Origin of the sequence: Paraburkholderia franconis, from assembly GCF_009362735.1 — a bacterium.
Lineage (GTDB): Bacteria > Pseudomonadota > Gammaproteobacteria > Burkholderiales > Burkholderiaceae > Paraburkholderia > Paraburkholderia franconis.
Genome location: NZ_WHNP01000029.1, coordinates 31,067 through 43,556, shown reverse-complemented (window position 1 = coordinate 43,556; position 12,490 = coordinate 31,067). Strand labels below are relative to the sequence as shown.

Sequence of the window (12,490 nt, the reverse complement as noted above, 5' to 3'; positions counted from 1 at the left end):
GATTCTGTGAGTCGAACCGGTCAGAAACGGTGGCGCAACCCTACGACTGTGATTGCTTGCGACGTTTTTCCAGAATCGATGTCGTATGAGCCAACGACGGCCTGGGCTTCACCGAGACCATTCTGGCCCGAAGCGTGTGTGTAACCTGCGACCGCATAGACGTCAGTGCGCTTGCTCAGGTTGTAATCGGCGCCGACGGTGAACATATGATATTTCGCCGACGAATCACCGCTGGTTTTCGTGTAGTTATATCCGGCACCAAGCAAAAAGGTCGGTGCGACTTGCCAGACACCAAACACGGAAGCGTTTTGGTACTTTTCGGCCGTCAAGAAAGCTGAAGCCGCGTCCGGATTGTACTGGGTGAAGCTGTACCCGGCGCCTAGAGTTACGCTGCCGAGAACGTATTGCCCCGCCACTCGAGTGCTGTTGACGGAGCGTGCAGAAGCGTAGGCGCTGTTCACAGAGCTATTAAACAGCGAGTCGGCTGAGCTGGTAGGACGCTTGACGAGACCAGTGTTGCCGTAGTCGAGGTGCATGTAACCGGCAGCGATACCAAACGCACCCGTATTGTATGCGACCGAAGCGCTGTACGTTTGCCCCGACCCGACCGAGCCGGCAACGCCGCCGAACGAATAGAGGGCTTCAACCGTCAGGCCACTCCACGATGGGCTGACCCATTTCACGGAATTGTTGATGCGAATGCTGTTGTCGTAGTTGTCGAAGTCCCCCGGCGTCGCGATGATGGCACCGAAGTAGTTATCGCCGGTGAGGGGTTGGACCTGATCGACGATTGGATCATATTGACGACCGAGCGTCAAAGTGCCGAATTTGTCGTCGCTAAGGCCAACGTACGCTTGCCGTCCGAACATTCGACTCCCTTGCCCAAGCGCTCCCGTCGTCGGATTAAAGCCGTTCTCAAGTCGGAAGACAGCCTTCAGCCCGTTGCCCAGGTCTTCACTTCCTTTAAGGCCCCAACGGGACCCGGACAAGGCGCCGCCGCCAAGTGCGAGCTGGGTAGACTGTCCTCCAGAGTTGTGCACGTACGTGAGGCCCGTATCGATAACGCCGTAGAGCGTAACCGTGCTTTGAGCGTGTACGGGTGATGCGAGTGCTGCGAGGCAGAGTGATACCGAGGGGAGGGCAATTTTCTTCACTTGGCGAATCTCCAAACAGTTTTGTAACGTTCGTTATTGGTCAGATAGTCGAACTGCTTTTCATATAGGAATGCGAAGCGAGCACTGCATCTGGTGAGATTTTGAGCGGCATTGAGTTACGTCTGAACCTTGCGAATTGCCAACCACGTGCTAATTTTCGAACCCTCGTTAGGCTCGAGAGCGACATTCGATGTCGTGTTCAGCGGTCGCTGTGCTGTTCAGCGGACTCGAAGTTAGACGATCGGAACGGACAGCGTCAACGCGCCAAAAACCTTTTCGGCTGCTTGACGTTCGGGATGGCATAGAGGAGCAAAGGAAGGCCGGTTTGTGCAATGTCCCAGCCTGAATTCGTCACATGCAAAGCTTGATGGACCGTTCGTAGCGAGGTAGCGGGGCGATGGGCCACTGCGTGGCCGTGTAGGAGGGCTCGAGTCTGGCTCGGTGGGGCACTACTTGCCAGCCATGCGATTTATGATGCACAGAAGCTACTGGATTGTACTCACGATCTCGCAAATACGCGCGTGTGGCATTGGGGAAGAGAGGTTCTCCAACAATCTGGCTGCTAAGCTTGAATTCTTGACGGGCTTCCGGTCGCGAACGCAGAAAATCTGCGCATGAATGGTGTCAAACGCAGATTTTCGACGGTCAGTCGGCGCTATCATGCGGAAGAAATCGCCCGCGGAAGACTTGGGTTAGCCGGGCACTGAGATGGAGTCAGGTTCAAAAGGTCATCCATTTTTCAGAATTTTCGGCGGCATCTGGTCGGCGGTGTACTCGTAGACAAGGGTGCAGCTAGCCTGCCTGTCGGGGTGGTGTTAGGTGTTACATGGGAAGGTGCATTATGGACCACGGAGACAACTGGTCGAGATACGCCGACTTCTGCAGGAAGTCTCCGTACGCAATGTTTCCACAAGAACACCGCGCTTCTCCGGGACGCCTGCCTTTTCACATGGTCACCATCGAGCAGACGACGGACCACGACTTCATGGATCCTTGTGTTCCTGAAACCGTCATAGCTCTTCCACTGTCGGCCGAGCCAGATAACAGCTGGGAGTGGGACATGGGCAACGGCTGGCGACGGGATGGCGCAGTCCCCGGCCGCATGCTCGTGTTACCTCCGGATAATGTCAGTAGATGGAGGGTAAAGGGCGCGAGACGCTTGCTTCTTCTAACCATCCCGACTGTCACGGTGCGTCGGATTCTGGGCGGTGCCGCGCCTGATCGGCTGACTGAGGCATTTCAGCCGTTGTCGGAGTCGACGTGGGAAGACGCTCTACTCACACATCTGATGACGCGGCTATGGGACGGTACAACAGGCGGACATGTTACCGATCGGCTACTTGTTGACGGGGCACTGACGACACTGGTGGCCCAACTGCTGCAGAGAGCTGGCGCCGTGGCGGGCCCCATGAAGTATGTTGCTCTGCCGACGTGGAAATTGAAGCGTATCTTCGATTATGTCGACGCAAACTTGCACGAAGAGATCGACATTGTCGCACTGTCTGAAGTTGTCGACCTTAGTGTCCGACACTTTTCCAGAGCATTCACGGAAGAGGTCGGGGAAACGCCGCATCGCTGGTTGATGACGCGACGTGCCGAAAAGGCTATGGAGCTTCTAAAGAGGGACAGCATGACTCTCGCCCAAATCGCGGAGGCCTGTGGCTTCGCAAGCCAGAGCCATTTCACTCGCGTTTTTAAGCAGATGACGGGCGCGACGCCAAAGCTCTGGTGCAATTCTGCCAAAGTAAGCTGACCAAGGGTCACCATCGGACGACCTTGGTTGCCGACACGGCCTACCGTATTGATGGCGTGAATACCCCGCGACGCCGACCAAGCACGATTCGCATGGTGCCACCTAGCTCTGATCGCCGCCCTCGCGCTTTGTCCAGGCGGCAATTGAATCCGCGATGTGTTTATGCATCGCTTTTGCGGCCGGGGCTAGGCCTTCCTGACTGAGCGACGCCAGGACGATTGCCCGGCTTTCCGCTGGATAGAACGGAAAGGCTTGAACAGAGCTACGGTAGTTGAGCATTGCCAGTCTGGGCATGACACTGACGCCGAGCCCGCTCTCGACAATCGCGATAATGGCGGCATCGTCGATTGCTCGTGCGCTCGATTTGACCGAAATCTTATGGGACATCAATAGTTGTTGGGTTTCCTTGCCGTAGTCTTCGCCCTGCAGGACGACATTATGTTCGGCCAGTTCGGCGACCGTCATATACGCTTTGCTTCTCGGCTCGAAACCGGGTGGCGTAATGCATAGCAGCGGGTCCGCGTACAACGGAGTGACGTCAAGTCCTGGCGCAGCAGGCAGGGTAATGAAGCCCAGATCGACCTGGCTTTTGAGGATCCATTCGGCGACGTCGTCATATCCGCCTTGCTCAATCACCACCTGAATGTTCGGGTAGAGCTCGGTGAACGTTCTAATGATATTCGGCAGCCACATGACACTCACACTGCTGAACGCGCCGATGCGTACGGTTCCCGATTCCAGTCCCAACAGTTTCGAGGCCTGTTGTTTTAACTTGTCATTGCATTGCAGCACTTCCCTCACCGTTGGTAGCAGTGCCTCTCCTCCGGCCGTTAGCCGCACGCCACTGCGGTTCCTCATAAAGAGCGCGAACCCCAGTTCCTGCTCGAAAGAAGCCAGTGCGTGACTCACCGCTGACGGCGACAGGCTCAACTGATACGCCGCTGCGGCAAAGCTGCCGCGTTCAGCAATTGCCACAAATACTTCGTAGGCGTTTAAAGACATATGGTGCTCGATAGATGAAATGTTTGCATCTAATATTCATATAGAACAAATTATTGCACATAATCAGGCAAGTTGGGCTGACTCTACGCCCGGTTGATGGTCGCGATTGCGGCTCGAAGATGCCTATATTGGCTGGTTTACAGGCGTCGATGTCCCGCCGTGACCCGATACATGAAAATTGTGCATCTTTGAATAAATATAAATCTCTTTTTTTGCCGGCACGGCATCCATACCATTTGTCTTGAAGGCACAAAAGTGTCCCGTCGGGCGTGCGGTGATGCCGGCGTGCGCGCCAATCGAGCCTGCATGGATTTGCAGCCAAGATGGGGCCGCTAGCAATGATGCTGAGATGGAGTGGATCACGGATGCGGGCGGCAACGAGGAATCTCCGAAGGCTGCGACTGCGTCACCGTCGGTGCTTCGATCCTTCCATTCCCGTCCGGCGCGTGCGTGCCTCGACCGATCTAACTCAATCTTAATCCGCAGGAGACGGCAATGGCCGCAACGAATCTAGACGCACACCTCTTCATTAATGGTCGATGGGAAGAGGGTCGATCCGGTTCCCAACCGAATATTGATCCTGGTACCGGCGAAAAGGTCGGTGTCGTGACGTTGGCCGATTCGACCCAGGCTCAGTCGGCACTGGACGCAGCTCATCATGCGTTCCCTGCCTGGAGCTCGATGACGGGGCAGGCTCGCGGGGCAATCTTGAAGAAAGCTTCTGCCTTGCTGGCCGAACGCATCGAGGAAATTACGCTTGGACTGCTGCTCGAATCTGGCAAGACCAAGGCTGATGCGACTGGAGAAATTCGACGCACGATCGAGACACTGGCGTGGAACGGCGAGGAAGCGAGCCGTATCAGCGGGAAAGTGCATCAAGGGATCGTTGAAGGAAGCACGCGCCTGTCGCTGCCCACGCCTTTGGGTGTTGTGGTGGCAATCACCCCATGGAACTTCCCGGCTGTATTGGTCGGACGCAAGCTGGGTGCGGCGTTAGCGGCCGGCTGCACGGTGGTACTGAAGGCATCCGAATTTACGCCCTACAGCGCGCGTGCAATCGTCCAGACACTGGTCGACGCGGGCTTGCCCGACGGCGTCGTTAATCTGCTCTTCGGCGACCCTGCGGCGCTCAGCAAGCAATTGCTCGCTTCCCCCGTGGTTAAGGCAGTGTCTTTTACCGGCTCGACCCACGTGGGCAAACAACTGGCGGCGCTGGCCGCACCGAATCTGATCCGTCCGATTTTCGAACTGGGCGGACACGCGCCGGTAATCGTCTGGAGCGACGCGGACGTCGAGAAGGTAGTGCAGGTCACCGCGCCCGCTAAATTCGGATCAGCAGGCCAATCGTGCGTCGCACCCACCAGGTATCTGGCTCACCATTCCGTTCATGACGCGCTGGTCGAAGCGCTGGCGGCAAAAGCCACGTCGTACAAACTCGGCCACGGCGAGTTGGACGCTGCAACGCTCGGTCCGGTTGCTCATGGGGGACGGGTCGCGTCATTTCTCAGTCTCGTCGACGATGCCGTTTCCAAAGGTGCAGTGATTAAAACGGGTGGCAAGAAGGTGGAACGCCCGGGGTTCTTCGTTGAGCCCACCGTGCTGTCTTCGGTCTCACGGGATGCGGAGATTCTGACTGAAGAGCCGTTCGGACCGGTCGCAACGGTGCAGTCCGTCGAAACGGTCGACGAGGCCATAGAACTTGCGAATGCGACGCCGTATGCATTCGCCGCTTACGTGTTCACCGATTCGATACGTGTTCGTGACGACCTGGTGCGCCGTTTGAACGCATCAAACATCGGTGTTAACCAGACAGCGCCATCGTTGCCGGATGTGGCTCTCGGCGGACTCGGCAACAGCGGCTATGGCTACGAAGGCGGAACCGAAGGCGTGCTTGCGTACATGCACCTCCGTCTGGTCAGCCAATCCGCGGGCTGACCAACTCTTCTCTCCAATAGAACGTATCGATACATCAACACCATGATCACTATTCAGAAAGTCATCGCGAGCCCCGGCGTTGGTTCATTTTTCTTTGACGACCAGGCCGCCATTAAAGCCGGTGCCCAGCGCGACGGTGCAGCGTACACCGGCAAGGCGATCACGCCGGGTTTCAGTGCAGTTCGTGAACCGTCCGAATCAGTATCGGTCATGCTGGTGCTAAGCGACGGTTATATCGCGAAAGGCGACTGTGCAAGCGTTCAGTACACGGGTGTTGGCGGTCGAGAGCCGCGTTTCCATGCCGGGCAACTGGCGGCGCAGATTGAACAGCGCTTGGCCCCGCATTTGAGTGGTCTGGATGTCCGATCGTTTCGCGAGTCCGCGATGTTTGCCGAACAGATTATCGACGAGATCTTTGTGGCCAAGCGCGCAGCTGCCTATGGTGTGTCACAGGCGCTGCTTGATGCTGCAGCTCACGTTGCCGGCCATCACCTGATGGCACAAGTCATCAAGGATGAGTGGCAGATCGAGAAACCGCTGGCGGCGGTGCCGATTTACGGTCAAAGCGGCGATGAGCGCTATACGAATGTCGACAAGATGATTCTGAAGCGCGTCCCGGTTATGCCGCACGCCCTTATCAACACGCTGGACCTGGTTGGTGCTGACGGCGCGGCGCTTGAGGTGTACATCAACTGGCTTCGTGCCCGAATCGCGCAACTGCGAACGAGCGACGATTACCAGCCGGTTATCCACATTGACGTCTATGGGCTGATCGGAGCTGCCGCGAACGGTTCCATCGAGGCAACCGCCAACATCATCGAACGGCTCGAGAGTGCAGCTGGCCCGCACGAGCTGCGAATCGAGCATCCGCTGGATGCTGGCAGCCGTGACGCGCAGATTGACGCGTTGGGAAATCTGCGTCGAACGCTCAAGAAGCGCGGCAGCAAGGTGGCCATCATCGCTGACGAATGGGCGAACACGGCCGAGGACGTGCATCTGTTTGCTGAGGCCGGGGCGGTCGATATGGTGCAGATCAAGACCCCCGACCTCGGCTCTCTTCACAATTCGATCGACGCTATCCTCGATTGCCATCGATATGGCGTTGGACCGGTGCTGGGTGGAACGTGCGCCGAGACTGACCTGTCCGCGCGTGCGACGACAAATATCGGTGTGGCGACGGGTGTTACGCAGATGCTTGCCAAACCGGGCATGGGGTTTGATGAGGGTTTCAATATCGTCTTTAACGAGATGAGCCGAGTACTACGCGTCGCACAAGCGCTTTGACAGGCAGCAAATCGCCAGCCAATGGGCTGCGTTTCCTGAAAGACGAAGATAAGTCGAGTCTCCCGGAACGTGGCCCGTTCGGGAACGCGATAGTACGCGGGAAGTTCGCTCTCTCGGACGGACTTCGAGATTGTTGAAGACCAGTTGCAAAAGATAGCATTCCGGTGAGCAAAAGCACTACGTACAATTTCTAGGTTCATTGAGGAATTGTTTGACCCATATGTGCGAACTGCCTGGTCTATCAGGAGTGCAACGGTGTGGTCTGCAAGCCTCTAGGGTCAACCTGTACGTTGGTACAAGATAGTAGGGAAGGTTCGATATGAAAGGTCCGCTCGACGGAGTAACAATTGTCTCGCTGGAGCAGGCTATCGCCGCGCCGTTCGCCACTCGGCAGCTTGCAGATCTTGGTGCGCGTGTCATCAAGATAGAGCGTCCTGGGGTTGGGGATTTTGCGCGCGCATACGACGACAGGGCAAAAGGCCTCTCGTCTCACTTTGCTTGGACGAATCGGTCGAAAGAAAGTCTTACGTTGAATACCAAGCATGAAAACGCAAATGCCGTTCTGAATGCGTTGCTAGCGAAAGCTGATGTCCTCGTCCAGAACCTCGCACCGGGTGCAACCGCACGCATCGGACTCGACTTTGAATCTCTGAAGGACCGCTTTCCGGGACTCATTGTCTGCGATATCTCCGGATATGGGGAAAATGGGCCGTACACGGAGAAGAAGGCCTACGACCTGCTGGTACAGGCTGAGTCGGGATTCCTGTCCGTGACAGGCACGAACGACGAAATGGTCAAGGCTGGCTGCTCAATTGCCGACATCGCTGCAGGAATGTACGCGTATTCCAACATTCTTGCCGCGCTGATCCAACGCAGAAGAACGTGCCGAGGGGTCCGGATCGACGTGTCAATGCTGGAATCGATGGTTGAATGGATGAGCTTTCCGCTGTACTACGCGTACGACGGTGCTTCTCCGCCACCCCGTGCCGGCGCTTCGCACGCAACGATCTATCCGTACGGGCCGTTCACGGCGAACGACGGGAAGACCGTCATTCTGGGTCTGCAGAATGAACGCGAATGGGCGAAGTTCTGTCAGGTTGTCCTTCAGGCACCGGATCTCGTCGCAGATGAGCGCTTTGCGACGAACGCAAGCAGAAGCAAGAATCGCGACGAACTGCGTAGCATCATCGATCAGGTCTTTGCCGACATGGATAGTAACCAGCTGGTGGCCAGGCTTGACGCTGCCGACATCGCAAACGCAAGATTGAACGACATGCACGGTGTATGGGAACACCCGCAACTTAAGGCGCGCGATCGCTGGCGGGTCGTGGACTCGCCGAATGGCGAGATTCCGGCATTGCTGCCACCTGGTGGGACGGCCTTTGAACAACGGATGGATCCGATCCCGAGTGTTGGTCAACATACCGATAGCATCCTTGCTGAGCTTGGTTTTAACCCCGCGGACGTCGACAACCTTCGGACCACGGGGGGTATCTAGCGATGGCCGATATGAAATCCTTCGACAGCGCCGTTACCTATCTGTTTGTCCCAGGAACACGTTCAGAGCGGTTTGAGAAAGCGGTTCGCTCGGGTGCGGATGTCGTGATACTCGACCTCGAGGATGCAGTTGCACCCGCGGACAAGCCAATTGCTCGAAGTGCGGTGCTCGAGTCGTGGGCGTCGCTCAACGAGGTTGCAAATGAGATCGGTGTGGCGCTGTGTATTCGAGTTAACAGCCCGCGGGAAAAAACCGGGCGTGATGATCTCGCTCTGTGTCATTTGCTAAAACCGTCCTTGATTATGGTCCCGAAGGTCGAATCGGAGGCCGAGCTGGTATCGGTTTCCAGTGAAGTGCCCTCCGCGCGTGTACTTGCTCTTATCGAGACGGCCAATGGTGTAATGGAAGCGAGGAAGATTGCGTCGGCACCTAACGTCGCTCGACTCGTGCTCGGATCGGTCGATCTCATGGTGAACCTGGGTGTCACGGATGACCGGGAACCGCTGGACTGGACGCGCTCAATGCTTGTCCTTGCGTCGGCCGGCGCGGGAATAGCGGGTCCGGTTGACGGGGTGTGCACTTCCATTAATGATCTCGAACGCGTACGTCTGGATACCGAACGTGCACGCACTTTTGGGTTCACCTCGAAACTCTGCATCCACCCCAAACAGATACCGGCGGTAAGTGATGCGTTCAAGGTGACTGACGAAGAGGTGGCTTGGGCGAAGCGGGTGATTGATGCTTCAGAGAGCAGTGCGGGTGCCGCCACGGCCGTTGATGGAGCGATGGTCGACGTGCCGGTCCTGCTACGTGCGCAGCGGATCGTTTCGCGTCACGACGCCATCCGGCGTACTGCGCCGGACTGAGACCCGGGGGTCCTGATGTGTCGAATTGCATTGCCTCCTGTGATTGCAGTTGAGATCGGGGGGGGGCTTTTAATCCGGTCAGACGGAGGAGGCATCTAGCTCAACAGACGCTCCAGATATCGGCGAAGTCCGAAATGCTAGCTATGAATGCGGCCGCGCTCCCAAGTTGTGAGGGGAGTAGGCCGCATAGTGCATTGAGAGAGCTTTTCATTGTTCGCGGGATCTGTGCGGAGAGGCACGAGCAGTGACTGGAATGGTCGCTGGAGAGATGGCAGATAATGTTGATTCTTCGCTGAGGGAGGAATCGTATGCGTTCTGCGAAGCGAACGCGCGGCATGGCACACGTGAGTGTGTTCAAGTGAATGTTTGAACCTCGCAACTCGTTAATTGCGGTACTGTGACAATCATGGATCTCGATAAAATTGACGCTCGTCTTCTCGACCTCGTTCAACGCAACAACCGTCTGACGAGCGAAGAACTCGGTGCGAAGGTTGGACTGTCAGCAACCGGGGTTCAACGTCGCCTTAAACGACTTCGGTCTGAACGTGTGATTGAATCTGACGTTTCGATTGTTTCGCCCAAAGCGGTTGGTCGCACAGTGACCACGCTGCTGTTCATTTCGTTAGAGCGCGATCGGACAGACATCGTGGATAGGTTTAAGCAGACGATCTGCAGCATGAGCGAAATTATGAGCGCGTTCTATGTCACCGGAGAAGCCGATTTTGTTTTGCTCGTTACAGCCAACAACATGGAAGACTATGAGCGTTTCACGAGGCGTATCGTCTACGAAAATGCTGATATCAAGTCGTTCAAAACAATGGTTGTTCTGGACCGGGTTAAAGCGGGCTTCACGGTGCCGATTCCTTCGCTGATCCCGGCATAGCATAGGCTACGCGCTACCTTAAAAAAACTCCTTGACATCGGATGATGCCAAGGAGCCAACCCTTGGAGCCCACTAAACTGTCACTAAATCAGCTTAAACCCGTGCGGACATAACTTCGTTCGCAACTTGTGCAACGGCCTGGCGCGTGATGCCGACGATATCGTCGACGTCCGTTTTGGTCAAGACGAGCGGCGGCGTAAAACCGAGGATGTCCCCATGCGGTAACGCGCGAGCAATAAGACCGCGTTCACGCGCCGCTGCCGATACGCGTGCACCGATCTTCAATTTGGCGTCGAACCGTTGCTTGGTTGCCGGATCTGCAACGAACTCGATCGCTGCCATCAGGCCAACACCGCGTACTTCACCCACGATCGGCGAGTCCTTGAATGCTTCACGGAGGGACGCGAGGAAGTATTCCCCGACGCTTGCTGCGTTGCCAGAAAGGTCTTCGCGTTCAAGGATGTCGAGCGTTGCATTTGCCGCCGCGATGCCGATCGGATGTCCGGAATACGTATAGCCGTGAGAAAACACTCCGACCTTTTCGGATCCCGCATCAAGAACCTCATACACCTTTTCGCCAACCATGACCGCCGAAAGCGGAGCATATGCCGAGGTCATGCCCTTCGCCACGGTAATAAGGTCCGGCTTGATATCAAACTTGTGCGAGCCAAACATAGCACCCGTGCGACCAAAGCCCGTCACGACCTCGTCAGCAATCAGCAGGATATCGTATTTGGTCAGCACTTCCTGGATTGCCGCCCAGTAGCCCGCGGGAGGAGGTGTCAAGCCGCCGGATCCGAGCGCGGGTTCTGCGATAAACGCACCGATTGTTTCGGGGTCTTCACGCAGGATCAATTCCTCAAGCTCGCGTGCGCGACGTGCCGAAAACTCGAGCTCGGATTCGCCCGGATTCGCGCCCCAATAATAGTGAGGGGCGCCGGTCCGCAAAATGCCGGAGACGGGGAGATCCATATTGTCATGGTAAAAGCTCATTCCCGTCAGAGAGCCGGTGACAATCGTCGAGCCGTGATAGGCGCGCTCGCGTGCAATGATCTTCTTCTTCTTAGGCTTACCGCGAAGATTGTTGTAATACCAGACAAGCTTGACCTGCGTTTCATTCGCATCCGAGCCAGACTGACCGTAAAACACCTTGCTCATCTTGCCGGGGGCCATTTTGACGAGGCGATCGGAAAGCTTGGCGAGTTCGTCGGTCGTATATCCTGTGTAGGTATGGTAATAGGCGAGCTTGTATGCCTGCCGCGCGATCGCCTCTGCAATTTCTTCGCGACCGTAACCGACATTGACGCAGTAGAGTCCCGCCAACGCGTCGATAAATTCGTGACCTTGAGCATCGCGAATGCGAATTCCCTTGGCGCCCTCGATGATCACGGGATTATTCCCGTTCTTCCCGCGCGAAAAATCGTGAAGGTGGGTGAACGGGTGGAGCGTCGATCCGCGGTCCATCTCCGAAATTTTCTGGATATCCATGTCTAATACCTCAATGTCTCAATTTATCGGAGCACCGATTCCGCTCCATGGGAATTCACGCATCGGTCCCGCAAATCAAATCTCGGAGGATCGATCCTGGGTCGCAACTGCGAGGCCACTGATCGTTCTCGTGTCGAAAAATGCATCGGCGGTGGCGACATCGATAAGATTTTTACGAATCGCATTCGGTCTATCGATGTAGAAATGTTAGCTTCGATGTGCAGCCGAAAAGCCGCATTCGGAGCAATGGTCGGGCCGAAATTCTGCGATGTTTCAGAAAGACGCGAGGAATTTCTGCGTTTAGGTGAGGCGAAGCCGTGGCGACCCGGAGGTGTTCAGATTTCCCGGGCGCGCGTCGGCCCAAGCTTCGCACGAGAGGACCGCATGGGGCGGGGGTGAGGTATTGAGAATTAGTGCAATAGCTCATGCAGACCATCACGCAGAAAACCGATGATCTGGACTAGAAAAACGCAGAATTACTGCGCAAAAGCACTGCTAAACGCCGCTTTGCGTTTTTTTGACTATTGAAACTATCTAGGAGCAGCAAAAATACAGAACACGGAGAAGGAGGAAAATGAGCATCGGTCCACGTCGCAGTTTCGATCAGTTCGAGTTACCGGCGTCAGG

9 protein-coding genes are annotated in these 12,490 nt (G+C 56.2%); 6 read left to right on the top strand and 3 right to left on the bottom strand.

What is annotated here, in order from left to right:
* Positions 1–20 precede the first annotated feature (20 nt).
* Positions 21–1,154, bottom strand: a complete 1,134-nt coding sequence (locus GCT13_RS26920) for a porin (protein ID WP_087739564.1) — start codon at positions 1,152–1,154, stop codon at positions 21–23.
* Between the two features lie 949 nt (positions 1,155–2,103).
* Here GCT13_RS26920 and GCT13_RS26915 point away from each other — a divergent pair.
* A complete protein-coding gene (locus GCT13_RS26915; protein ID WP_227747027.1) occupies positions 2,104–2,907 on the top strand; it encodes a helix-turn-helix transcriptional regulator in 804 nt (267 codons plus the stop codon).
* 102 nt (positions 2,908–3,009) lie between these two features.
* Here GCT13_RS26915 and GCT13_RS26910 read toward each other — a convergent pair whose 3' ends face one another.
* The gene (locus GCT13_RS26910; RefSeq protein WP_087739528.1) at positions 3,010–3,909 is read right to left on the bottom strand and encodes a LysR family transcriptional regulator; all 900 of its coding nucleotides are present in this window, start codon (positions 3,907–3,909) and stop codon (positions 3,010–3,012) included.
* A gap of 495 nt (positions 3,910–4,404) precedes the next feature.
* Here GCT13_RS26910 and GCT13_RS26905 point away from each other — a divergent pair, with 495 nt between their 5' ends.
* The 5 genes from GCT13_RS26905 (at position 4,405) to GCT13_RS26885 (ending at position 10,375) form a co-directional block, all read left to right on the top strand.
* The gene (locus GCT13_RS26905) at positions 4,405–5,844 is read left to right on the top strand and encodes an aldehyde dehydrogenase family protein (protein WP_087739529.1); all 1,440 of its coding nucleotides are present in this window, start codon (positions 4,405–4,407) and stop codon (positions 5,842–5,844) included.
* Between the two features lie 42 nt (positions 5,845–5,886).
* The gene (locus tag GCT13_RS26900) at positions 5,887–7,128 is read left to right on the top strand and encodes a methylaspartate ammonia-lyase (RefSeq protein WP_087739530.1); all 1,242 of its coding nucleotides are present in this window, start codon (positions 5,887–5,889) and stop codon (positions 7,126–7,128) included.
* 319 nt (positions 7,129–7,447) lie between these two features.
* On the top strand, positions 7,448–8,626 hold the full coding sequence (locus GCT13_RS26895) for a CaiB/BaiF CoA transferase family protein (protein WP_087739531.1): 1,179 nt from the start codon (positions 7,448–7,450) through the stop codon (positions 8,624–8,626).
* An 11-nt stretch (positions 8,627–8,637) separates the two neighbouring features.
* Positions 8,638–9,492 carry an HpcH/HpaI aldolase/citrate lyase family protein gene (locus GCT13_RS26890; RefSeq protein WP_160111835.1) on the top strand — a complete coding sequence of 285 codons (855 nt, stop codon included), beginning with the start codon at positions 8,638–8,640 and terminating at the stop codon, positions 9,490–9,492.
* 406 nt (positions 9,493–9,898) lie between these two features.
* Entirely contained in the window at positions 9,899–10,375 is a 477-nt protein-coding gene (locus tag GCT13_RS26885; RefSeq protein WP_087739533.1) for an Lrp/AsnC family transcriptional regulator, read from the top strand.
* A gap of 93 nt (positions 10,376–10,468) precedes the next feature.
* Here GCT13_RS26885 and GCT13_RS26880 read toward each other — a convergent pair whose 3' ends face one another.
* Positions 10,469–11,863: an aminotransferase gene (locus GCT13_RS26880; protein ID WP_152763289.1), complete on the bottom strand. Its 1,395-nt coding sequence runs from the start codon at positions 11,861–11,863 to the stop codon at positions 10,469–10,471.
* Between the last annotated feature and the right edge of the window lie 627 nt (positions 11,864–12,490).

Bases quoted from the DNA above. Each gene is read 5' to 3' on its own strand.
- GCT13_RS26915 (WP_227747027.1), top strand. From the start codon at position 2,104: ATGGTCACCATCGAGCAGACGACGGACCACGACTTCATGGATCCTTGT.
- GCT13_RS26910 (WP_087739528.1), bottom strand. From the start codon at position 3,909: ATGTCTTTAAACGCCTACGAAGTATTTGTGGCAATTGCTGAACGCGGC.
- GCT13_RS26905 (WP_087739529.1), top strand. From the start codon at position 4,405: ATGGCCGCAACGAATCTAGACGCACACCTCTTCATTAATGGTCGATGG.
- GCT13_RS26900 (WP_087739530.1), top strand. From the start codon at position 5,887: ATGATCACTATTCAGAAAGTCATCGCGAGCCCCGGCGTTGGTTCATTT.
- GCT13_RS26895 (WP_087739531.1), top strand. From the start codon at position 7,448: ATGAAAGGTCCGCTCGACGGAGTAACAATTGTCTCGCTGGAGCAGGCT.
- GCT13_RS26890 (WP_160111835.1), top strand. From the start codon at position 8,638: ATGAAATCCTTCGACAGCGCCGTTACCTATCTGTTTGTCCCAGGAACA.
- GCT13_RS26885 (WP_087739533.1), top strand. From the start codon at position 9,899: ATGGATCTCGATAAAATTGACGCTCGTCTTCTCGACCTCGTTCAACGC.
- GCT13_RS26880 (WP_152763289.1), bottom strand. From the start codon at position 11,863: ATGGATATCCAGAAAATTTCGGAGATGGACCGCGGATCGACGCTCCAC.